18 protein-coding genes and 2 pseudogenes are annotated in these 23,070 nt (G+C 35.3%); 8 read left to right on the top strand and 12 right to left on the bottom strand.

The window, feature by feature from the left end; all coding sequences use genetic code 11:
- Nucleotides 1-14: 14 nt before the first annotated feature.
- The 4 genes from SJY24_RS14280 to SJY24_RS14265 form a co-directional block, all read right to left on the bottom strand.
- Nucleotides 15-2,405, bottom strand: a complete 2,391-nt coding sequence (locus tag SJY24_RS14280) for a penicillin acylase family protein (RefSeq protein ID WP_377867256.1) — start codon at nucleotides 2,403-2,405, stop codon at nucleotides 15-17.
- Between the two features lie 107 nt (nucleotides 2,406-2,512).
- A complete protein-coding gene (locus SJY24_RS14275) occupies nucleotides 2,513-5,950 on the bottom strand; it encodes a DUF4132 domain-containing protein (protein WP_377865084.1) in 3,438 nt (1,145 codons plus the stop codon).
- Between the two features lie 117 nt (nucleotides 5,951-6,067).
- On the bottom strand, nucleotides 6,068-6,838 hold the full coding sequence (locus SJY24_RS14270) for a DnaD domain-containing protein (RefSeq protein ID WP_377867255.1): 771 nt from the start codon (nucleotides 6,836-6,838) through the stop codon (nucleotides 6,068-6,070).
- 372 nt (nucleotides 6,839-7,210) lie between these two features.
- Complete coding sequence (locus tag SJY24_RS14265) at nucleotides 7,211-7,792, bottom strand: TetR/AcrR family transcriptional regulator (protein WP_377865083.1); 582 nt, start codon at nucleotides 7,790-7,792, stop codon at nucleotides 7,211-7,213.
- A 221-nt stretch (nucleotides 7,793-8,013) separates the two neighbouring features.
- Here SJY24_RS14265 and SJY24_RS14260 point away from each other — a divergent pair, with 221 nt between their 5' ends.
- Both SJY24_RS14260 and SJY24_RS14255 read left to right on the top strand, forming a co-directional pair.
- The gene (locus tag SJY24_RS14260) at nucleotides 8,014-9,246 is read left to right on the top strand and encodes an MFS transporter (protein ID WP_377865082.1); all 1,233 of its coding nucleotides are present in this window, start codon (nucleotides 8,014-8,016) and stop codon (nucleotides 9,244-9,246) included.
- A 17-nt stretch (nucleotides 9,247-9,263) separates the two neighbouring features.
- Nucleotides 9,264-9,440: pseudogene (locus SJY24_RS14255) on the top strand (DNA alkylation repair protein); the annotation flags it as partial.
- A gap of 101 nt (nucleotides 9,441-9,541) precedes the next feature.
- Here SJY24_RS14255 and SJY24_RS14250 read toward each other — a convergent pair.
- A complete protein-coding gene (locus SJY24_RS14250; RefSeq protein ID WP_377865081.1) occupies nucleotides 9,542-9,871 on the bottom strand; it encodes a DUF3895 domain-containing protein in 330 nt (109 codons plus the stop codon).
- 480 nt (nucleotides 9,872-10,351) lie between these two features.
- On the opposite strand from SJY24_RS14250, the gene SJY24_RS14245 reads away from it, so the two are divergent.
- Nucleotides 10,352-11,452: an S-layer homology domain-containing protein gene (locus SJY24_RS14245; protein WP_377865080.1), complete on the top strand. Its 1,101-nt coding sequence runs from the start codon at nucleotides 10,352-10,354 to the stop codon at nucleotides 11,450-11,452.
- A 103-nt stretch (nucleotides 11,453-11,555) separates the two neighbouring features.
- Here the strand turns inward: SJY24_RS14245 and SJY24_RS14240 are convergent.
- The 5 genes and pseudogenes from SJY24_RS14240 to phaZ form a co-directional block, all read right to left on the bottom strand.
- Nucleotides 11,556-12,014, bottom strand: a pseudogene (locus SJY24_RS14240) (VOC family protein).
- Nucleotides 12,015-12,350: 336 nt separating this feature from the next.
- Nucleotides 12,351-12,551, bottom strand: coding sequence for an NETI motif-containing protein (locus SJY24_RS14235; protein ID WP_000166302.1), 201 nt, complete (start codon nucleotides 12,549-12,551; stop codon nucleotides 12,351-12,353).
- Complete coding sequence (locus SJY24_RS14230; RefSeq protein WP_377865079.1) at nucleotides 12,535-13,731, bottom strand: MFS transporter; 1,197 nt, start codon at nucleotides 13,729-13,731, stop codon at nucleotides 12,535-12,537. Before SJY24_RS14230 ends, SJY24_RS14235 begins: the two co-directional genes overlap by 17 nt.
- A 113-nt stretch (nucleotides 13,732-13,844) precedes the next feature.
- On the bottom strand, nucleotides 13,845-14,078 hold the full coding sequence (locus SJY24_RS14225) for a hypothetical protein (protein WP_377865078.1): 234 nt from the start codon (nucleotides 14,076-14,078) through the stop codon (nucleotides 13,845-13,847).
- A gap of 60 nt (nucleotides 14,079-14,138) precedes the next feature.
- On the bottom strand, nucleotides 14,139-15,056 hold the full coding sequence (phaZ, locus tag SJY24_RS14220; protein ID WP_377865077.1) for an intracellular short-chain-length polyhydroxyalkanoate depolymerase: 918 nt from the start codon (nucleotides 15,054-15,056) through the stop codon (nucleotides 14,139-14,141).
- 173 nt (nucleotides 15,057-15,229) lie between these two features.
- Between phaZ and SJY24_RS14215 the strand changes: the two genes are divergently transcribed.
- The 5 genes from SJY24_RS14215 (at nucleotide 15,230) to SJY24_RS14195 (ending at nucleotide 19,907) form a co-directional block, all read left to right on the top strand.
- A complete protein-coding gene (locus SJY24_RS14215) occupies nucleotides 15,230-15,649 on the top strand; it encodes a MarR family winged helix-turn-helix transcriptional regulator (protein WP_000343683.1) in 420 nt (139 codons plus the stop codon).
- A 15-nt stretch (nucleotides 15,650-15,664) separates the two neighbouring features.
- The gene (locus SJY24_RS14210; protein WP_377865076.1) at nucleotides 15,665-16,864 is read left to right on the top strand and encodes an MFS transporter; all 1,200 of its coding nucleotides are present in this window, start codon (nucleotides 15,665-15,667) and stop codon (nucleotides 16,862-16,864) included.
- Nucleotides 16,865-16,963: 99 nt separating this feature from the next.
- Nucleotides 16,964-18,223, top strand: a complete 1,260-nt coding sequence (locus SJY24_RS14205) for a serine hydrolase domain-containing protein (protein WP_377865075.1) — start codon at nucleotides 16,964-16,966, stop codon at nucleotides 18,221-18,223.
- A gap of 158 nt (nucleotides 18,224-18,381) precedes the next feature.
- Nucleotides 18,382-18,753: a cupredoxin domain-containing protein gene (locus SJY24_RS14200; RefSeq protein ID WP_377865074.1), complete on the top strand. Its 372-nt coding sequence runs from the start codon at nucleotides 18,382-18,384 to the stop codon at nucleotides 18,751-18,753.
- A 590-nt stretch (nucleotides 18,754-19,343) separates the two neighbouring features.
- Nucleotides 19,344-19,907, top strand: coding sequence for a GNAT family N-acetyltransferase (locus SJY24_RS14195; RefSeq protein WP_377865073.1), 564 nt, complete (start codon nucleotides 19,344-19,346; stop codon nucleotides 19,905-19,907).
- 307 nt (nucleotides 19,908-20,214) lie between these two features.
- Here the strand turns inward: SJY24_RS14195 and SJY24_RS14190 are convergent, their stop codons facing one another.
- Both SJY24_RS14190 and SJY24_RS14185 read right to left on the bottom strand, forming a co-directional pair.
- Nucleotides 20,215-20,874, bottom strand: coding sequence for a protein kinase family protein (locus SJY24_RS14190; RefSeq protein WP_377865072.1), 660 nt, complete (start codon nucleotides 20,872-20,874; stop codon nucleotides 20,215-20,217).
- A 554-nt stretch (nucleotides 20,875-21,428) separates the two neighbouring features.
- Nucleotides 21,429-23,069: a M20/M25/M40 family metallo-hydrolase gene (locus tag SJY24_RS14185; RefSeq protein WP_377865071.1), complete on the bottom strand. Its 1,641-nt coding sequence runs from the start codon at nucleotides 23,067-23,069 to the stop codon at nucleotides 21,429-21,431.
- Nucleotide 23,070 lies beyond the last annotated feature (1 nt).

Genomic DNA, 23,070 nt, shown 5'->3' with positions numbered 1-23,070 from the left:
CAGAGGAAATATTATCACTTCGGCTCTAAATTTAACACCTTCCCCTCTATCCCCTCCGTATTCAATGTAGTCGTATGATACGTTCCATTTACCCAATCATCTATTTGATCGTGATACCAATCGCTTCTAAAGTTTCCTGATTGTCCTGGTCCTACTATATGATAACCGTTTGACATATCTTTCGTATCAATAACAAATCTCCAAGATGCCCCGTGATTGACAATACCGTTATCTCCGTAACTCGCTGCTTGAACGGTAACTTGACTTCCGCCTATTGAAACTGGTTTCTCACGATTAAATGCGAGTAATGCTAATATACTAGATGATCTCGAAATTGGATGTGTAAAAGCAAGTTGATGGTAATCGCCCCACTTCCACTCCGCAACATCAGGTCCATACTCCTTCTGTAATTTCTTCATTACATTCTCGTACGATGTATGCACAACTTTCGTGAAGCCTCCGTACTTCGTAAACCAAGCGCTATTTTCTCCTGCTACTTCTTTTCGAATCAATTCATCAACAACTTGTGACTTCCCTTCAAATAACTCCATCACATCTTTTGGTATTTCTTTTGAAAATAAAGTATTCGAAATCTCTTTCATTAACAAATGAAATATTAATGGTGCCGCTTCATCTTTACTATCGTAAAAATTCCACTTTGTTAATTGTTTTACGCCTTCTTTCTCTACTTCATTTAAAGATGCCTTATTTAACTCTTTTAAAAATATAGGAGCAAATTCTTTCCCGTATAAATTTTTTTGATCCATCTGTAACTCTTCTAAATCTTTTACCGTATACTTATCCTTCTCTTGCAAAAACTCTTGAATACGCATTTGCCTATACGGTTGCGCCCACGTATTACTAATATGGTACGGATAATTATCATCAACAATTTTATTATTTGCAGTTGAAATAAACCCTTGTTTTGGATTTATTACTTTCGGTAGCTGATCAAACGGAATATACCCTTCCCATTCATATTCATCTGTCCATCCTGGCACTGGCAAACTACCATCACCTTTTTTACGCACTGGTATATTTCCGTTCGCTTTGTAAGCAATGGTTCCGTCATTTGATGCAAACACAAAGTTTTGAGTTGGTGTTTGAAAATCTTGAAGAGCAGTTTCAAACTCATTCCAGTCTTTCGCTTTATTCATATTTAATACAGCCTTTAATTCAGCTGATGGCTCTAAAGCAGTCCATTTCAAAGCGAATACTGTTTTCGTTTTCTCTTTCCCTTTATCTGCAAACTCTGAAATGACTGGACCATGCCTCGTAACCGTCACGTTATACGGAATTGTTTTCCCGCCTTTTACTTTAATAGATTCATCAACAACCGTAGCTTTTTCCCACTTATCGTTATACAAAAATTCATTTTCATTAGTAGGATTTCGCTTCTCAATATATAAATCTTGCACATCAGGACCAGTATTCGTAACGCCCCATGCTATTTTGTCATTGTGGCCTAATATAACACCTGGCACTCCCGCGAAAATAACGCCACTTACATTTAAATCTTTCATTTCAAGTTTCGATTGATACCATATGGAAGGCGTCGCAAGCGATAAATGAGGATCATCCGCTAAAATCGGCTTACCAGACGCACTCTTCTCACCGCCTATGACCCAGTTATTACTACCATTAAACTCTGGTGGAATGATCGTTTTTGCAAAACTTTGTGCTACATCCACATTTGTATTTTTCAGTTCAGCTAGCAATCTAGGTGCATCTTTCGGATATGTAGGAAATAACTCATTTGCTTGCTCTTTCGAAAGATTTTTCAGCGCCCAATATCGAAACGCCTGTCCGTGCCAATGTCCTCCTAAATCAAACGCCATGTACTTTCCAATCGTTAAAGAATCCACGATTGACCATTCAGTAGGCTCATAACCTAATATAGTAAACTCAACTGGCAATCTCTTTTCCTCTTTTGCCTCGCGTATAAAAGCGTTCACCCCATCAGCAAATGACTGCAGGGCATATTTCGCTTCTCCGTCATATTGACTAACAGACGCTTCTGCTGCTCGCCGTAAACCGAGCGTTCGAAACAACTTATCTCGATCAACAGCTGCTTCTCCAACAACCTCACTTAACATACCAGAAGCTTGTCTTCTACTTAAATCCATTTGAAACAAACGATCTTGCGCTTGTACATACCCTTGCGAGAAATATAAATCATGCGCATTTTCCGCTTTAATATGCGGTACACCTTTACCATCCCGCTTCACCGTAACAGCATGTTGTATATCCTCTAGCTTTATCGTTCCATCTATCTTTGGCATAGATCTCAGCGTATATATGTTCAAAAAAATCGCTGTGCAGATAACTAACAAAAGAACGATACTACTAGACCAAATAAAAATTCTCTTACCCCTAGTTCGTTTTTTCTTTATGACGACTTCCATATCCATATAACCCCTCCTTTCTCAAACTATTCGCTTCCATTTAAGGAAGAACCTTTTAGAAAAGTTGAAAAACCCCCTTCATTTTCCTACAAATGAAGGGGGAATTCTTAACGTTTGTTACGCCAGCTTTCATTATGACCAAGATTTGACTCGGTCGCTACTTGCACATCATATAATACTTCACTAAAGAAGCGCTTATCTACTTGTTTTGGTACAATGCGTCTCTCATCATCAATTTCGTCATATTCATATGAACCACGGTTCACTGTACCCGCTTTATAAAATTGAATCTCAAATACACATACATCTTCTTCACCTTCATATCCAATCGGCGCTCCGCTAAATGACAGTTGCGCCCCTAATCCAGTGCGAGTATCTTCTTTATAAAATGTATAATAAACACCGCCATCTTGAACCGATCCGCGAGTCCATCCAAGTTTCGTCATCTTGCCAAATAACGAGCGACCATTTAATAAAATACCGCCAAATCTCTCAACATCAATCTTATCATTTTCTTCTACTACAAACACTGGCCGTTCAATTTGTAGAAATGGCTGCACAATTCCGGAATTTGTCAGTTGCTCTTTCCATAGCTCCTTTTCCGCTCCTGATAATTCTAACGGATGAATTAAACCAATAATAGTTCCAGGTGAAAGTTCATGATTCTCTCCTATCATTGAATAAAACGAACCATCCGCCGCATAACGGAACATTTTCCGCAACGTTCCTTCCGGATATTCACCCCAAACAAGCGAAATAGCAAATTGCTTCATAATTGGATTTTCCAAAAATACCGATTTCCACGTATCATATGACCAGTAGCGTTTTCGTGATAGAGCGTCTTCCAAACGTTGTTTCTGCATAGAAACAGCACTTCGAAGTTCTTTCTTTAATACAGCTAACTCTTTCTTAGCCGCTTCAGCTTTTTCTATATCATCTTTTGCATTCGGCTTTGGAAGTGACTTCATACGTTTTCCTTCTTCTGTCTCTAATTCAATTTTTGACTCAGAAGTTAAAATAGCAGTAAAACATCTATTCCCAAAATCAATCTCCTTCTCACCATATATATTGAAGCCAAGATCTGGTGCCAGTTGATCTTCCAGCTCTTCTTCTGTTATACCACGTGTTTTCGCAGCAAGAATTAGTGCTTCTTTTGCCGCATTACGCACTAACTTATGCTTATATTTAAATGCCATCGCTTGAATAGACACAAGTGCAAGCTTAGATGAAGACAACCCTAGAGCCCGAACAGCATCTGCTGCAATCTTTCCTCTCATATCAAGCACCCATTCATCAATTTGCTTTTTAAGTATACCGACCATTTTATCATCACTATACATGCCATATAACGAAAGAATACCACGTTTCTTTACATCTGCATCTTGAGAAATCCATACTTGATATATTTCTTGTACATATTCCTTCAAGTCTTGTTCATTTAAAATAGTACTAATTACTTCAGCCGCATCTTTCTTCTCAATAACGGAATCTGATACATACTGATTTACATATGCTAGCGGAAGTTTTACATCGGCTATTTCATTTGAATTGCGAAGACGAATTTGTGGTTCGTTCCCAATCCATTGCACAAATGAATTTCTTTTTTGTTCCGTTACTATACGACTGCAAAGTTCTTCTATATTTTCTGAATCTCCACCCACTTCAAGTAACGGAGCAAATTTCTCAACAAAAGAAGCATTCTTCTTTTCTTGTAAAGCTTCCTGTACAAGTTGTATATATTTTTCAATCTTATACTCTATTAGTATTTTCATCACATTTTCACGAACAATTTTCTTTTTATTATGAAGTTCAGCTGCTACATCTGCCGCAGCTCCTTCATCTTTCGAAAGAATTTTCACTACAGACTCGCGCATTTTTTTAGATGAATCTCCTAAGCATTTGATCAAAATGGGACGCATTTTAATCATGTTATCCTTTGCTAACTCTTCTAAAATATACGCTTTGGCCACAGCAGAATACTCATCAAATCGTTCAATTATGTATGCTTGTTCTTTTACAATGACATGAACAAGCGCTTCCTTCGCCTTGTTTCTCTCTTCACTGTAGCATGCAGCTTGTTCAACTGCATAAGTGATAAGCTTTTCCTTACTTAATCCATACGAAAGAAGATCTTCTAATACTTGTTTCGGTTCTACCCCTCTGACAGAGCATTCGTACAGAAGTTCGTATAAATTAACGTTATATTCATCTCCGAATTGCAGTGTAAGTACAGCTTCCCTCTTCGCTACATCATCTACATCCCAAAAGAGTGCAACCTCTAATACTGGCATCCCCCAATACATACTTCTATACTTAGGATCTTTAAGTATTTGCTCCATATCCTCAAGTGACAATTTCCCTAGTAAATAATCACGATATGTATCACGTATTGTAGACAATTTAATTTGCAAAGCAGCGACAAAAAATTCTTCTCGCATTCTCCCTCTATTTAACTCATACCCTTTTTCAGCTAACGTTCGTGCGATAATGAGATAATTAATTTTACTTACATATTGCAAAGTGCGTTGAACAAATTCAGGATTTTCTTCCGCCACGGAGCATAACATTTCATATTCATACGTCTTACAAAACCCTTCATTATTTAAATCATGTTGCCTCAGCCGGTGTGCAAAGAATCTTTCCTCAGAAATCCAAAACTGTTTACAAAAACTTTGAATTTCATCATAGGTTTTCTTATTTACACTCCCTGTTCGTTTATAGTTTTGAGGCTGATTGAGAGCTTGACACACGTAACGCGTAGCATGATTCATAAAACCCCAAACGTTTTTCTTCGCTAATATTTCAACATACCGCCTCGCAATATTTGAATACTGATGAATACTAAATAATAGCCGCCAAATGTATTCTGGTAAGCTTCCACCTAAAAATAATTCCCTATCACTTTCACCTTTTATATATCTTTCAACTGCTTCAATCTTTTCCTTTTCTCCATTCAAATTCAATATAAATTCAGCATGTTCTTTTAATCTCTCGTCCAATAAAGAGCTATATGTACAGAATCTCTCATAATCTACTTCAAACATTACGAGAAGTAATATTAATTGCTGCTGAGTTGGTAAAGTGTGTAATTGTTCATCTATATAGTTCGGATTCTCACTTATTAATTCTCTAAGAAAAACATCTGCTTCATTCACATAACTTGAAATATTGGATAAATATTTGCATGCACTTGCTACAAGTTTCTCCAAAGGAAGTTCACTTTTTTCTAAATAAACCTTCATTTTAGGAAAACTTACATGTGCAAAACGTACTACAAGAACATTTAATAATTGCCCCTCGATTATATGATAAAATAACCGAAAGAAAGCCGGATCTTGTTTATGTACTTTCCTAAAATCGCTTATAAACTGCTCTGCAAAATCGGCTCTCTTTTGATCTCTAATTGTCGTTAGTTGAATATCTTTTAAAATTGCTTCTTCTCTCGATTCTAAATATCGCAGTGCTAATTGTTTCTGCTCTTCTGTCATATTAATATATTGAAACAACTTTGATGAACTATTTGTCAAACTCTGTTCCTCCCGCATCTTTTTATCTATTTATAAAAGATAAAATACCCATATATAATTCCTCTATCATTCAAAAATAGTATAGCATATACCCCATCGGATACGAACGTATATTCCGAATTATGTTTATATAAATTAAAAAACACTACTCAAAATACTTCTCCTTCGCTCTAAATTTCCCCTCACACTCTTTTCTTCACCAGCATTCTCCGCCTTTTTATTACACCAATTCCTCAAAATCCCCTGCACATAAGCGAACGTCCCCTTATTATTTTCAAACGCAATTTTAAGTGCCTCTAATACTCTATCTCCTGAAATCCTTTGCATCCATTCCTTTAATTCCTTCACGATATATGGAGTTAGACTACTTATATTTTGTTCGTAAAATTTGTGAATTTCACTATGCGGAGTGACCTCCTCTACTACTTCTACCTCTTCCTTCTCTTGAATAATTACTTGTTGTGAATTACTATCAATCTCTTCCTCTGGCATACCAAAATACTGAAGTAATAAGGGAATCTTGCATTCTTCTTCAAGACATTTACGCAAAAACTTATGTAGGAACTCTTTACTTTTCACCAGTTTCAGCTCACGTAATACACATTTCTCTATGTTCGCATTAAAAATAGGATTATAGTGTAGCCAATTTATAATGAATAACTCTTTCGTTTCCGCATCATATAAAATCTTCCCGTATTCCACAAACCGGTTCAATAACTTCTCAACAGTCTCCATACTGTAACCAGTTTCAAGCTCTGCTAAACGCTTTGGCAATATGTAAATACCACATTGCTTCGTTTTCGTACCAGTTAACAAATATATGTAAAAATAACGCTCTTCTGGCGTTAAATCTAATATGAATTCATCTTGCCAAAAGTTCACCTGCACATTACGGTACACCGCCATCATTTTTCCCTCCCGCTCTTTACTAGCAAATAGGAAAATTCCAATCCTTCAATATAAATATAGGAATGAGCAAAAGGTTTTGGCATTCGAGTTCCAATTTTTTTACTACTACCACGCCGGTTTTATTTTTTCGCACTTGTTTTGTTCTTGTAGTTGTTTTTGTTTTGTTTTTTCTTAGTGATTTATTACTTGGTAGGGGCTTATGAGGGGCTTTGAAGGGACTTATATAGTGTTTTCATTCACCTACTCGTATTTATCCGAAAACAAAAAGCACCCGTTGCCTTCGTAGACAATTCAGTGCTTAAGGTTAAAAGTTTATAAATAAAAGTGTCTATAATCGACATAGTTGATTGAAATACAATTCTGTTACATTTATTTTAGTAACGATAACATGATACATACCGTATTATCTACAACTGAACGTTCTGGGCGAGATTTCATTAACACTGTTAATCCAATTAATGAAGTGACTAGCGTTTGCGCCAATGCTTTAGCATTCACATCACTTTGCAGTTCTCCAGACTGAATACCTTTGGCGATTAATTCTTGAAATATAACTGAAAGATACATTTGATGTTCTCTAGTCAGCACTTCAAATTTTTCATTATGAGGGGCAATCTCAACCATTGTATTAATACAAAAACAGCCTTTATTTGATTCTTTTTTATATTCCTCTTCCACCATATTTTCAAAAAATATACGAATGGCCTCTTTTACAGATTGTTCTTTTTGAAGTTTTGTTCGAATGCTAGCTGCGTGTAAATTCGTGTATCTCCGTAATGCAGCTTCAAACAGCCCTTCTTTATCACCAAATGCCGCATATAAACTCGGTCTTTGTATTTCCATTTTAGCAGTTAGATCACTTAATGAAGTAGCAGCGTATCCTTTTTCCCAAAAAAGTTGCATAGCAGCATCCAAAGCTTTTTCTTTATCAAATTCACGTAGTCGAGCCATTTAATCCCCCCTCTTTCTTCACCTGTTTTCTAAATTATAAATCACATTTTTATGTACTAATCAGTATATTATATATCGTATTAAATTGTAAATGATATGTCAAAATAAACTGAAATCAATCCACAATTCACTTGACAAAATAACTTATCCCTGATTAGATTTTATTTAACAAATAACATACCATTCGGTACATTATTTTAAAAACAAAAGGAGATGATATTATGGATGCTAAAGAAAAAATGACAACTGCTCTTACACAGAATAATGATCAGTTCCAATCACCTATCAATACAATCATGCCCCGCTATATAACTCTATTATTTTCAATAGCTTGCGGGATGGCTGTGGCGAATATATACTTCGCTCACCCTCTACTTGATTCTTTATCAAATGAGTTTAAGATCAACCATTCAACTATTGGTGTCGTTATTACGATTACTCAAGTTTGTTATGCACTCGGATTACTTTTATTAGTTCCACTTGGTGATTTGTTAAACAAAAAAAGACTTATTATTGTTCAAATGCTTTTATCCGTTTTCGCTTTAATTGTGGTCGGAGTCGCCCCTTCAAGTACCGTACTTTTTATAGGTATAGCCTTAGTCGGAATTCTTGCGACTGTTACGCAGACACTCGTCGCATACGCATCCATTTTAGCTAATCCAAAAGACCGTGGGCGAATAGTAGGTTTCGTCACGAGTGGTGTCGTAATAGGAATTCTACTTGCACGTACATTTGCCGGAACATTAACAGATCTAGCCGGATGGCGTTCCGTTTATCTTACCTCTGCTATACTTATGCTCTTCGTAATTGGTTTGTTATATCGTAATTTACCTAATCTTGAACATAAAAAAACAGCTATGACCTATCGTAAATTATTACGTTCCGTTCTCTTATTATTTGTAGAAGAGCGCCTCTTACGCATTCGCGGAATATTAGCATTGCTCATTTTCACTTCATTCAGTATTTTATGGACTTCATTAGTTTTACCTCTAAGTGCTGCACCATATAATCTATCACATATAGCTGTCGGAGCATTTGGTCTTGCTGGAGTTGCTGGTGCATTAGCTGCCACTAAGGCCGGACAACTTGCTGATCGCGGATTCGGAGAAAGAACTACTGGCATAGCCTTATTCGTATTATTACTTTCATGGCTCCTAATTAAATTAATGAACCATTCTCTATTCCTACTAGTTATCGGTGTTATCCTTTTAGATTTAGCTGTGCAAGCTGTACATGTCACGAACCAAAGTATACTTTTCACAGTGCGTTCTGAAGCGAGAAGTCGACTCACTGCTAGTTATATGATTTTCTATTCTATCGGCAGTGCAACAGGTGCAATTCTTTCCACAAACATTTATACAAGCTACGGATGGAACGGAGTTTGTATATTAGGTGCATCCGTTAGTGCTTGTGCTCTTTTATTTTGGGCAATGACCTTACGGCGATCATCATAAATAAAAGGAGAATGATTTTTCTAAACACTGTGGGGATTTCATGTGCGCCACTACACGAAAAGGCAGTCGAGACTGCAAAAGAAGTTGGTATAGCAGAAGTAATACGTGACAACAAAAAAACAGTTTGCTAAATGCTTCAGAAAGAACTTGATAGAGGAAGACTCGGTTTCAAACGTAAATATGTAAGATGTTAAAAAACAGCAAAAAAGGGTATCAACCTTTCTTGATTGATACCCCTTTTTACTTTGGTTACTGAACTAGCTCCTTAGAAATCATTCATTTATCTCTGTACAACTTATATTTCTTCTTTCGCTTTATATACCCTATCTCTTTTCTCATCATTTTTGATGAAAGTAAGCTTCCCTTCCGTAACAAAACCCTCTAATATTAAGCATACTTGTCCATATGCTTTCGGCTTATTCGTTGTGAATCTTTCATCTGATATTTTACCAGATCGTATTAATTGTTCGCATAGCTCAAGTGCACTTATTTCTTCAGAATCCATTAATTCCAATATATCTTTTTGCAATGGTGATAAAGGTACTGGTATCTCAGCTACCTCCACCTTTTCTTTTTCTTTTTCGTTTTCTTCTTCAAATAAATCTTCAAATGAAATTTGATTCATTACTTCTTTTCCTTTCTAACGATTGATTTGTATAACATGAACTGAATCCTATAAAGAGTAGTTATTGTTATGTATTACTTACCTTATTACATAAATCTCAAACTCATGTACATCGTTTCATATAGTATGTTTTGATTATACCAAATATACGTTCTGCCTTCTATTGTAGATTGAAAAAAGAAGCATTTTACTGTCCACAAATAGTGAAAAGGTATTTAGATGTTTTTGTTGAATGGATTTATAAAAGTAAATTAAGCAAAAATAACTTCAAAATCAACTTTTATTGTATATTTTTGAATTACTTTACATTTCACTCTATATACCATTTTTAAATAGAGGTGAATATTTATAGATATTATGATTAAGTTTCATGCAGATTAGTAAAATAGATATTTATTCCATAGAAATTTATGGTAAATACTTATCGTTTACATGTTATAATCACGATGTAAATATCTAATATAACAGGGGGGTTCCAAAATGGGCTTTAAAACAAGTAAAGTTAAAAAAATTTTCGGATTAGTAATAACTGCAGCACTAGCAACTACAACGATGGTAGGCACAGTAAATGCAGAAACAACTACGAAAACAAACTTTAATGAAAATAGCTATAAGGTAGTTAGCAATAATGACACTGTATTTACAGATGTACCAAAGGACCACTGGTCAAAAGATGCTATCGATTACTTAGCGGCAGCAGGGCTTTTTAAAGGATATGGAAATGGGAAATTTGGTTTTGGGGACAACGTTACTAGAGGACAGGTAGCTTCTTTAGTCAATCGACATTTAGGTTTAATAGCAGACGATAAACAGGCGAATATGTTTAGTGACATTACAAATCATATGTTTGAAAAGGATATTAAAGCCATTGCGCAAGCTGGAATTATGACAGGTGATGGAACAGGTACATTTCGTCCAGATGATGTATTAACTCGGTATGAGATGGCAGTAGTGTTACAAAAAGCATTTCATTTAGAATCAAAAGGACAAGAGAACTTTAAAGATGTACCAAAAGGTCATTGGGCCTACGAATCTGCAAATGCACTGCGTAGTAACCGTATAGCACAAGGTGACGAGGCAGCTAATTTTAATGGCAACATGCTTGTGAAGCGTGAACAGTATGCCCAATTTTTCTATAATGCAATAGCAAAGAACAGATCTTATAATTTCAACATCAATTCAAAAGAAGAATTGAAACAAATGTTAACAACAGCTTTACAGAATGGGACGTTTGGTCCATTTAAATTAGATGCACTAGGTAAAGATATATCTGAGGTAAAAAAAGAATTTGGAGCGCCTGATGTTTGGAAGCAAGCACCATGTACAGAATGTGATGCACCTACTACAGCGGTATACGGAGATTATAATATTGATATGTACCCTTCGGACGCTAGATATATATGGGTGAAAATGGATATCTCTATCAACGAATTAAAAGAGTGGTTTGGTGAACCAGATGGAATCGGAGAGGATATGACTAGTGAAGGCTTTATATATAATCGAGGAAGCTATTCTCTTTATTTCAGCTTCTCTGATGGTTATATTCAACGCGCTGAAATATCTAAAATTGAACATCATTAATACATTACAAGCAATATAAAATATATACAGCATAAAAAAATCCTTCAAGAACACCCTTATTCTTGAGGGATTTTATTTTGTTCCTATTTATTAAAGTTTGACTTTATTTTTCCTGGTGCTCCGCATCCCATTCACTTAAATAAGTTGCATACTCTAATTCATCTGGATCATCATATAACATGGAAATAAGCTCTAATTTATTTCAATCACAATCTAGAAAATATACGCTTGCAGCTGGCATCCACCTTTGGACAATTGGCTCTCGATTTCCTTTCCCCTGACTCCCTACTACCTCTATTCCACGCTTCTCTAACCACGATTTAGAAGTCTTTAAAAACTCTAAATCTACACGAAAAGCGAAGTGTTTCGTCTCAAACTCTTCATTGGTATGTACTTCCCATAATCCGAGCATTTGTTTTTTATTTTCTCCTACCCAAAAGAACGCAACTCGTCTTTTCGATAGTCTTTTTGCTAATGATAAACCTAACTTATTTTGATAGAAACCTATCGCCTTTCCTAAATTTCTTACATGTAAATGAGTTTCATATATGCTTTGTATCATTATATATTTCTCTCTCCCCTACATTCTGATTTTTAAAAGTATATTTTGTTTTTATAATACAAATAAATATATTTTAAATCATCCCACTTTTGTATAATTGTTCTTTCCTACAAAGGTATAAGTATACATTGTCCAGCTTTCTCATTCATGTCCCGGCACTGGAATTCAATAAATTAAGCATCCTTCAATTTACATTTTTATGTAGTTATTTTTCTCCATACTATCTTTACTAACAAAGATCACTTAGCTAAGTCTTTCATTGGTCAGTAAAAAAACAAGCCACCCAATTCAAATGAATTGGGTGGCCATATACCATAAAGAGAATTTGTTAATTGATTACTTCAATTTCCCCTCAAAAACAATCTTCCTACCGCATGGTTCAACTTCTGTTTTCCCGTCTTTCTTCACTTCATGAAAGATTGGCTCTTCCATACGACGTGACGGTGCGTAGCCTTCTTGTTCCATACGTGCTAAGCAGTCTGTAATTGTTTCGTTTTCGAGTACTTCAAATTTTTTCTTATTAGGTTGTTTTGTCATGCCCTAACCTACTTTCTATTTTTCTTGATGCGAATTGATTCTTCATGTAGACCATATATACCATTGCGAGAATTCCCATTATAATCATAACCGCAATAAAAAAGCTTGTATACTGTATTTTTTCTATAAATACGCCTCCTAATACAGGTCCCATAATACTTCCTAAACTAAAGGCGATTCCAGATAATATATTACCTGCTGGTAGTAAATGTCTCGGTAATAAATCTGTCATAAATCCTAGACCTAATGAGAAGCACGATCCAATGACCATACCAGCCAACAGCATACAGACAAAGACGATCCAGTAATATTGATCAAATACTGCTGCAAGTAGGAAAATGCCCGTACTTACGCTGAACGTCCACGTTAAAATACGATCTCTTCCGTATTTATCACTTAATATACCGAGTGGAATTTGTGTAATAATGCCCCCAACTGCAAACGCTGGTAATAAGAAGGATACATCTGAAACAGACCATCCTTTACGAAGCGCGTATACTGGTAAGTTACTATTTAACATAGCTTCCAGTACGCCATATGCAAGTGGTCCTAGTAACGCAATCCATCCTAATCCAACAACTTGTTTATAACGAGAAAATGATGATTCACTCTTCACTTCTCTTTCATCTTGTGCTGGAAATGCATTTTTCGTTGGCAGTAACAAAAGCCAACCTATTAAGCAAAGTATAGTAGATATAATAAATGGTGTTGCAAGACCGTACTGAACAGTGCTTGCTAAATACGGACCAACGGCGAAACCAATTCCGAAGAATACACCGTATATCGATACTTGTCTCCCTATTTTACTCGGGTCTGATGTTGTCGTAATCCATGTTTGAGTTCCGACATGAAGCATATGATCTCCGACTCCAACTAAAAATCTAAGAACGAACCATACCCAAAATGAAAAAGTTTGTGTAAAAAAGAATAATGAAATAATAACAAGAAACCCACCAATGACGATAATTGGCTTCATTCCAAACTTTTGCATCGGCTTTTCAAGAAACGGTGAAATAAATAATATCCCGATGTATAATGCCGTCGCATGAATACCGTTAATACTTGAACTAACCCCTTCTTGTTCAAAAATCATTGCAATGGCTGGTAAGAGCATCCCTTGTGATAATCCAGAAATTGCTACAATCCCAACCATAATCCAAAATGTAAAACGCATCGACATCTCTTTCCCTCTCCTTCTCACGCTGTCCACCTTTCATTATAAACTGTTTCTTCAAATGCGTGTACGAATATTCGCAATAAAAAAGAAGCTAAAAGAATGAATCTTTTAGCTTCTTATCCTTCCCAAACTTGTGCTTTCACGTTGTTATGAAATTGCTTAAAATACGGACTTTTATAAAATGCAGTTCCATATGCGTATTGCTGTGCACTAGCAATTAGTGGCTGCGGATATTGCATTTGTAAAGGAACTACAGCTGGTGAAACTTGCATATACAGCGGATCAATAATAATTTTTATATATTGATGATTATTATATGGAGGATGATACATCAAAAATGGATTATGCATTGACTCTCTCCCCTTATACATACAAATGCTATAGTATATGCAAGTTTTATATTTCGGGAATTATTTATTTTCTAACCAATCCTCTACATGCCCAATAAATACATCTAAACAATCAATAAACGGTGAATGTCCGCAATCTTCTAACACCTTCAACTCCGCATTTGGCAAATGTTTCGCTAATTCCTCGCCAACTACTTGTGGTACGACATAATCGCGGTCACCTTGTATGACGAGTGTTGGAGCTTTAATATGATGAATTTGCTTATTTCCTTCTACAACCCCATTATGTTCATCCGAAATATTAAATGTAATGAGCGCATAATTCACATCTACGAAATTACGCTGCGTTAACATATCGTCTAAATACTTTTCATAACGATCCAGTTCAGGTTGATTATGTGTATATATTAATAGATTCCATACTGTACGGTAATATAATTTATTCATATTTTTTATTGCATCTAGTACTGGTGCAATTTGCACTGGGTCTTGCGCAATTTCTTCTTTCGTTTTTAATAAACTCGATACGATTGGTTGCCCGTTAATATCTTTTTTAAATATCGGGTATCCTTTCATCCCTACCGATTCTACTAATATTAGTTTTTCTACAAAAGTTGGGTGGCTCGCTGTAAACTCCATCGCAACACCGCCGCCCATTGACCATCCCATTAATGAAAATTTCTTCAAATTTAATTTATCTATAAAAAGTTTCACATCTTCTGCAAAGTCTTGTAAAGAATCTATCGCCTTATTATACGTTGATTGTCCAAATCCTCTTAAATCAATTGCGTAAATATGATATTGCTTTTGTAGTTTCTCAAGAACTAAATCAAAGTGTTGTGACGATGTCATATTCCCATGAATGAGTACGAGCATTTCTTCATTTTGCCTTCCAACTTCTTGATACGCAATCGTTTCTCCGTTCGATAGTGAAACAAACTCCATTGTTGCAGGCTTAATCATCACAAGTTCCCCCATTCTTTTAATAGAAAGAAAATTCTTTACTTAATTAAAGAATACCATGTAGAATGTATGTTCTCAACACAAAATCTATACGAAATTTCCACATAAAACAACATGTCTATTACTAGACAATTAAAATAAAAAGGTATATAGTTAGCTAGGTAACTAATTTGAAAGGATCAAAATACATGGACGAAAAACAACATTTTTTCCACATTGTCAGTCAAACTTCTCGTAAGTTTACGAAGAAATTTAATGAACGTGTATCTCCAACAGGATTATTTAGTGCGCAATGGGCTGTTATTTTCCGCATTAATCAAACTGGATCTTGTACTCAAACAGAATTATGTCAATATTTAAATGTGGAATCACCAACGATGACCCGCACGTTAACACGTATGGAAACGATGGGCTGGATTATTCGTACAGAAGGAAAAGACCGCCGTGAGAAGCTCATTTCCTTATCGGAAACAGCACTAGAAATGATTCCAGTATGGCAAGAAGAAGTTGATGCTTTCGAAGAAAAGACGCTAGAAAGTATTAACGAAGAAGATTTACACCAAGCATTTGAAGTACTACAAAAAATTATAAAAAATTTAGATGATTAAATTGGAGGGATGACGATGCAAAGTGAAAAACTTTGGACGAAGGATTTCCTCGGAACTTGTTTTAGTAGTCTGTTTCTCTTTTTAACATTTTACATGCTTATGACTACTCTGCCCGTCTACGTTATAGACGGCCTAAAAGGAAAACCTGAGGAAATTGGTTTAGTTGCAACTGTTTTTCTTATTTCTTCTGTTTTATGTAGACCATTTACAGGAAAATGGCTCGATGAATTAGGGAGAAAGAAAATTTTATTTATTTCACTTTCATTATTTTTAGCTGCTACCGTTATGTATTTCGGTGCACAAAGTTTATTTTTATTACTTGCCCTTCGCTTCTTACATGGTATTGGGTTCGGTATGGCAACAACAGCCACAGGAACAATTGTAACTGATGTTGCGCCAGCTCATAGACGAGGCGAAGCACTTGCATATTTCGGCGTATTCATGAGTTTGCCGATGGTAATTGGTCCTTTTTTAGGTTTAACAATTATTTCTCATTTTTCATTTACTGTACTATTTATCGTTTGTTCCGTATTTTCATTGCTTGCATTTTTATTAGGACTACTTGTAAATATTCCGCATGAAGTACCAGTGAGCAAACAAAAACGAGAAAAAATGAAATGGAAGGACTTAATTGAACCATCCTCTATTCCGATCGCTCTGACAGGATTTGTTTTAGCCTTTTCTTATAGTGGTATTTTATCCTTTATTCCTATTTATGCGAAAGAAATCGGTTTAGGAGAAGTTGCTAGTTACTTCTTTATTGTATACGCACTCGTTGTTGTAATTTCTCGTCCATTTACAGGAAAGATTTTTGATCGCTTCGGTGAAAATGTACTTGTTTACCCAGCTATCATTATTTTCACAATTGGGATGTTCATTTTAAGTCAAGCACAAACTCCGTTTTGGTTCCTTGGTGCAGGTATGTTAATCGGTTTAGGTTACGGAACATTAATTCCAAGTTTCCAAACGATTGCAATCTCTGCCGCTGCAAACCATCGACGTGGTTCTGCGACAGCTACGTACTTCTCATTCTTTGATAGTGGTCTCGGTTTTGGTTCTTTCATTTTAGGTATAGTCGCAGCTAGGTCAAGTTATCATAATATGTATTTTATCGCAGCTATTATCGTTGCGTTCACTTTACTACTTTATTATGGATTACACGGACGAAAACAAAAATTCAAAAAGCAAAGTACAGATGGACAAATATCCGCTTAACGTTCATAAGGAAAGTAAACTTACCCGTTTACTTTCCTTATTTTGTATTTCTTTTAAGACGAGCGTATACTTATAATAGAAACTAAAGGAGGTACATGCATGAATGTAAAGAAATCTCCCCTGCTATTACTGTTACTAGTATTACTATTCGTAGTTACAGGGCTTGGGTTTACTGTTTTAAAAAATAATAAAACGACCCCCACTAAAGATAATGTCACAAAAGAGAACTGGTTAGATGATCCTTACTTACGTTGGTCGTATACACATATGAAAGAATTCACTCTAATTAATGAAGTAAAAAACACCCCTGAACAAATTGCTCAATTCCCTACCGCGTTACAAAACTTAGACGATTTTGCAGTCCAACGTGGATTTGGAAATACGACTCCTTTAAAAAAACTTTTAGACGAAAACAAAACAGATGCTTTTGTCGTTGTACAGAATGGTCAACTTGTTTATGAACGATACTTCAATGAATATAACGAGAGTGAACCTCATGGAATGGCATCGTTAGCAAAGGTGTTTACCGGTGCAATTATACAATCTCTCGCTGAAGAAAATCGAATTGATGTAGAGAAAACAGCTGAAACTTACATAAAAGAATTAAAAAATACACCATTCGGAACAGCTACACTTCAGCAATTACTGGATATGCAAGTTTCCGCTGAATACCCTACTCACGGATATATGCAGCTAGGACTAGAAAATCAAGATGCACAACTATATTTAGCTAGTAATATTTTACCCCGAGGTAAAAACTACGAGGGCCCTATGAAAATTTATGATATGTTACTAGAAGCAGAAGAAACTGCACCACCCGGTTCCGCTTTTTCTTACAATAACGGATCAACAGAAACACTCGCTTGGATTATCCGAACGATTACAGGGAAATCGTTAGCTGAAAATGTAAGCGAACGAATTTGGTCTCAAATTGATATGGAAGAAAACGCGTATTACGTTACAGATGAAACAAAAGTAGAACAAGCAAGCGCTGGTTTAAATGCAACTGCTAGAGATATGGCAAGGTTCGGACAATTACTATTAAATAATGGTCAATATAACGGAAAACAAATCGTCCCTTCTGCTATTACAGAAAGTGTGAAAAATGTACAAGAAGGTGAGCTCGCAATTGGTCGTGGTGCTTCCATTTCTTATCATAATCAATGGTGGATTCCGCACAATGAACAAGGTGCTTTCGAAGTGTTAGGCAGTTATGGACAAACTCTTTACATCGATCCGAAAGCAAATATGGTAATCGTCCACTTCTCTTCTAACGCTGCGCCTAGTAATGAAATCCATTCGGTTTATTCCGATATGTATATTGATATTGCACATCATTTAGAGAAGCTTCCACAGTAGTGGAGGCTTTTTTATTTATCCAAATCCTATTCCAGTTAGTACTTAGTTAGTAGGAGTTGCCGAAAGAATTACTATTTGAACCACTCCTAAACCCCATTTATATTGATAATATTTTAGTAATTTGAAAACACTAGTGCTTAGGAAAGGAGGGATTACGAATGTCTGTGAAAAAGCCATTAACTGGATTAATCATTTCACTTGCGATGATTGTAGTTATGACTACTTTAGGTTCACTCCGTGTATTTGCCGAATCCGACGCTGTGGGACAGCCTATTGAGGTTGAATTGAATGATGATTACTTTAATCCGAGTACCATCACTGTTCCGGTTGGGAAAACGACAACGTTGCTATTGAAAAACAAAGGAAATAGAGAACATACCTTTACGGTGAAAAAACTCGGAATTGACGCCGAAGTCCCGTCAGGAAAAGAAATAACAATTACCGTAAAACCTGAAACTCCCGGTACATATGAACTAATATGTCGGTTCCACTACTTGAAAGGAATGGATGGGAAAGTAATAGTCAAATAAAAAGCAATGCCCATCAAGCTAAACTTTTATAGTACCCCAGAACGAAATTTTGTACTAACTTGTAACAAAAAAACTCATTTTTTCGTTTTGGGGCATTTTCTTTTCTTAACTTGATGGCGATGTGACGCTACCCCATTATGTAAAAAATAAAAATCGGAAGCCAATAGATGCGAAATAATAATTCCTTATTCAACTAACGCATGCATTAGTTGAACAACCTAAGGCTGCTTCGGTAGCCATTTTTTTGTACCAACTGGCAGTCTAGTTTTCAATATGTGAAAAGGGATTTCTAAGTGATTAATTGAATATATATTTATTATTTACTAATTTTTAGGAGATAAGCTTTACTGTATTGCTGCATATCAAGTTCTTAATGAAGAAAGACTAGGAGCTCCGCACAGTTCTATAATAACTTATAGTGATGCTGTGACGGGACTTCTTGTTAGTGAGATAGAGTATTTTTTAATTTATTATAGTAACGTACCACGAAATTGCAACTCTCGTCCTCAAGAATTTTTTTGGGGTGAAAGTTTTTTTATTATATAAGTTTCATTCTGTCATAATTTAAAGTTTGCGAGAGGAGAAATGATATGAATCCTATTTTATTAGATGTTCCGTTACAAATAGAAACAGACAGACTAATTCTTCGAGCACCACTTCAAGCTGGTGACGGGAATGTCGTACACCAAGCTATTAAGGATTCAATTAATGAGTTAAAACACTGGTTGCTTTTATTCCAGTCAATTCCTACTATTGAAGAAACTGAAATTATCCTAAGAAATGCCCATATAGATTTTTTAAAAAGAGAAAGCTTTCGCTATCTTATCTATCATAAGGATACTAATGATTTTATTGGAACTGCTAGCCTTCACGGAATTAATTGGAAGATTTCTAAATGTGAAATTGGATACTGGATTAACACGCAATTTAGTGGCAATGGATATATGACAGAGGTAGTAAGTGAGTTAACAAACCTTGGATTTCAGTTACTCAAATTTAGAAGGATTGAAATAAGATGTGAATCTACTAACACGAAAAGTCGTACGACCCCTGAAAAACTAGGTTTTGAGCTTGAAGGGATATTACGTAATGAAGATCTTTCAGCTGACGGTAAAAAACTAATTGATACCTGCATCTTTGCAAAGGTAAATTAGATTAAAATTTTAATACTCAATTGATTCTGTGTACATAGTTTATCCCCTTCTAATCCGTTATTGTGATTTGTTTAGAACTTTAGTACATCAATATGTTTAAAATGAACTGTACTGAAATGGGTATTTTCTATTAAAATAAGAATATTTACTTCTCATAATAATATCAGTATTATATACAAATGTTACAATCATTTTATAAATAAATTACTTCATGAAGTGATGAAATTAGGACCGTACATATTAGAAATATGTACGGTCCTTTTGTTTACTAGTACTTATCTAACCTAAAGATAAGTATGTGCTCCTTTTACAATTTGAATTTCTTTGTAAGCTTCTTATATTTTCTATATGAATGTCTAACAATGTTTAACATGAAATACGGTATTTTAACAGGGAAAGGCAATTTATAAATGAAAGGCAAGTAAAATGTAAAATATGCCTTTTCTAAGTCTCTCCACTTACTATCTTCTTTTGTTTTTAAGAAATCAGATACATCGACTACATATCCCCTTCCGTTTTCCATCATCACATTTTTCCCGTGAACATCACAAGGAGTTAATCCTTGTTCCCTTGCATACTCTATAGCTTCATTGATATCAAGGATTACCTGCTTAGGAATTTTAATCCCCTTATGAATAGCATCGTATAAGGTAATCTCTTTTAAACGTTTCAATACTATGAAATTCTCTCCTTTATACATAAGCTTCGAATAAGAAGGATGATTTCCGATTCTTCGGTATACTTCTGACTCTTTTTCAATTCCTTCTCCTTCTCGCGCGTAAACTTTCACTACCCAATCTTTGTATTCTTTGTGCATAAATACTGCGGCATAATTACCTGTCCCTAAACACTTCCAAAGTCTAGGAATATCTTTAACTACTATAGGCTCGAATTCATCCTCACTTCTTATGCTTACCTCTTTTAATAATTCGTCCTTTATCAATCTCACAAAACTATTTATACTCATCATTTCCACTCCGGTTTTGCTACAAGGGGTACTACCCCATACCCATCAAGTTAAAAAGTACCTTCTTCCCTAATACGAAAAAAATGAATAGACTTCACTAAGTAACTAACTTTAGCGAAATAAATTTTTCATTTAGGGGGTACTTCAAAACCTTAAAATGGATATTTTACGCAAATATATATTATTGATACAATAAGTTATGTTAACTTCACATAATTATATTATACAAAAACTCAGCAAATACCGTTACGAAAAGTTTACAAGTCATATTTACTCTCTCTAAATAGTTTATTGCGAATCTACTTTAAGGAGATAAGTAAATGGCATATTATGTAGGCTTAAATATATTTGTTGCCAAAAATGCTAACTTTTTATGTTCAATAATTAATATAAAAAAGAGGACAAGAAAATTCTCACATCACAATTTTCTCTACTTATCAAGTAACATTAATAAATGAGGTACCGTCACATTCTCATAAAGCTAAGGATTCACACTAATTATTAAGCAAAAAAGACCGTATCACTACGGTCCTTTTCTCGCTCTTATGCAAACACTATGACTGTGTAACTTTATTAGAAACAAGTAGTTTTTCAATACATATAGGTAACATATCTAATAACGTTTCAAATGCGTAATTTACGTCCAGACGCTCCGTCCATTGATGTGCATCTTTTCCTACCGGTCCCATATTTAATACTGGAATGTCAAACTCTTCTAATTCCTGAAGTGGAATCGAATAGCCTTTATCCCATAATGGCATATTGTCTACAAGAGAACTCATTGAATCCAATGGGTTCTGTAAGCCCACATAGCTTAAATCTGAAATTCCTCCAAAATAATTTTGATTTTCAAATGTAATGCTATGATTGTAGTGGGCATACTTTTCCATTTCTACAACTACCTCTTTAATTAAAGGATTGTTGCGTGAACTCACAGCTGGATAATATGGCGGCGCAAAGAAAAGTACAATCATCGGAGCCTTTTCTTTACATAAGATAGCTAATTTGTCTACTAAATCAATAGTTACCGCACGATCATCTTTATCTTCTCTATTTTTAATAATTTCAGATTGAATTTCATCTATTTTTTCTCTTCCATGTTGTTCAATTGCATACGCGATAAGCTCTTCATACGTTAATACATTTACTTTGAGATTCGGCGGTATGAACGGATTATACTTAGAAAAATGATACGCGCGCTCCTCATACGATTCTTCGATTTTCTCTGCTACTTTCGTTACTTTTTGGCGTAACAATGAAACGACATCTGTCATCGTTTTTTCTAGTAAAAACAAATTAAATAATGTGACAGCACGATGAGGAATTTGTACAGAATAATCCTCCTTTAAGTCTCTTTGAAGCAAGTTAGTTGGTGGTGGACTCGCTTCCCCTTCTACAATATCACAAAGGTCAGTATTCAACTCTAATTCTGCTGTTAATAATGCAGCCATATAACTCCCATTTAACCCTGCAAAAGGTTCGCCTACATGTGTCTCTTTTCCATAGCAAAGGAAACCAGGTAACACTTTACCAATAGAACCAGTATAAATATACTTATTTTGGTCACCAGGATGTCTTGAAAACATAGGCTCTGAATTTAGGACCGTTTTATAATCTAAGTCGTGTTCTTTTGCTAAATCTAATAATCTCGGAACAGCAGCTCTCATCCCTACAGAGTTCACTTCTTCATCTGGAACAGCCAATAAAAGAACATTCCCATCAAATCTTCCTTCACAAGCTTGCTCAACCATCGCCATTTGTAATGCTAGACCACATTTCATATCCATTGTTCCTCTACCAAAGAGCCAATCTCCTTGTTCAATATCTTCACGTACGTGATCCGGTAGCTCATCTTTATGAGAATAAAACATAGATGTTAACTTTTTAGGGTTAAATGCATCTTCTTTCCACACTCCGTAATCTTGTACATCTACAACATCAAAGTGACTAACAAGAATTACGCTGTTTTTCGTACTATCACTTTTCTTTACTAGGGCTGTAACAAAATATCGTCCATCCCCCGTCGGATTTTTTTGCAAATGATGCGGATTTTGTTTGAAATACTGTAAATCAGATAATTGTTCTACAACAAAGTCTGGCAATATAACTTCAGCTTCTGAACCTGTAATACTAGGAATTTCAACAAGATCGCTTAATAATTGCACCAATTGTTCTTTAGATTGCCACTTTGACATA

This window comes from Bacillus sp. R86525 (assembly GCF_042466195.1).
Classification (GTDB): domain Bacteria; phylum Bacillota; class Bacilli; order Bacillales; family Bacillaceae_G; genus Bacillus_A; species Bacillus_A nitratireducens.
The sequence above is the reverse complement of the archived record's forward strand: the minus strand, read 5'-3'. Positions and strand labels throughout refer to the sequence as shown.

Excerpts from the sequence above, each read along its gene's own strand:
- SJY24_RS14230 (WP_377865079.1), bottom strand. The coding sequence starts at position 13,731 with ATGTCGATGCGTTTTACATTTTGGATTATGGTTGGGATTGTAGCAATT.
- SJY24_RS14210 (WP_377865076.1), top strand. The coding sequence starts at position 15,665 with ATGCAAAGTGAAAAACTTTGGACGAAGGATTTCCTCGGAACTTGTTTT.
- SJY24_RS14250 (WP_377865081.1), bottom strand. The coding sequence starts at position 9,871 with ATGAATCAAATTTCATTTGAAGATTTATTTGAAGAAGAAAACGAAAAA.
- SJY24_RS14225 (WP_377865078.1), bottom strand. The coding sequence starts at position 14,078 with ATGCATAATCCATTTTTGATGTATCATCCTCCATATAATAATCATCAA.
- phaZ (WP_377865077.1), bottom strand. The coding sequence starts at position 15,056 with ATGGGGGAACTTGTGATGATTAAGCCTGCAACAATGGAGTTTGTTTCA.
- SJY24_RS14215 (WP_000343683.1), top strand. The coding sequence starts at position 15,230 with ATGGACGAAAAACAACATTTTTTCCACATTGTCAGTCAAACTTCTCGT.
- SJY24_RS14245 (WP_377865080.1), top strand. The coding sequence starts at position 10,352 with ATGGGCTTTAAAACAAGTAAAGTTAAAAAAATTTTCGGATTAGTAATA.
- SJY24_RS14280 (WP_377867256.1), bottom strand. The coding sequence starts at position 2,405 with ATGGAAGTCGTCATAAAGAAAAAACGAACTAGGGGTAAGAGAATTTTT.
- SJY24_RS14195 (WP_377865073.1), top strand. The coding sequence starts at position 19,344 with ATGAATCCTATTTTATTAGATGTTCCGTTACAAATAGAAACAGACAGA.
- SJY24_RS14265 (WP_377865083.1), bottom strand. The coding sequence starts at position 7,792 with ATGGCTCGACTACGTGAATTTGATAAAGAAAAAGCTTTGGATGCTGCT.
- SJY24_RS14270 (WP_377867255.1), bottom strand. The coding sequence starts at position 6,838 with ATGGCGGTGTACCGTAATGTGCAGGTGAACTTTTGGCAAGATGAATTC.
- SJY24_RS14185 (WP_377865071.1), bottom strand. The coding sequence starts at position 23,069 with ATGTCAAAGTGGCAATCTAAAGAACAATTGGTGCAATTATTAAGCGAT.
- SJY24_RS14190 (WP_377865072.1), bottom strand. The coding sequence starts at position 20,874 with ATGAGTATAAATAGTTTTGTGAGATTGATAAAGGACGAATTATTAAAA.
- SJY24_RS14275 (WP_377865084.1), bottom strand. The coding sequence starts at position 5,950 with ATGCGGGAGGAACAGAGTTTGACAAATAGTTCATCAAAGTTGTTTCAA.
- SJY24_RS14205 (WP_377865075.1), top strand. The coding sequence starts at position 16,964 with ATGAATGTAAAGAAATCTCCCCTGCTATTACTGTTACTAGTATTACTA.
- SJY24_RS14200 (WP_377865074.1), top strand. The coding sequence starts at position 18,382 with ATGTCTGTGAAAAAGCCATTAACTGGATTAATCATTTCACTTGCGATG.
- SJY24_RS14260 (WP_377865082.1), top strand. The coding sequence starts at position 8,014 with ATGGATGCTAAAGAAAAAATGACAACTGCTCTTACACAGAATAATGAT.
- SJY24_RS14235 (WP_000166302.1), bottom strand. The coding sequence starts at position 12,551 with ATGACAAAACAACCTAATAAGAAAAAATTTGAAGTACTCGAAAACGAA.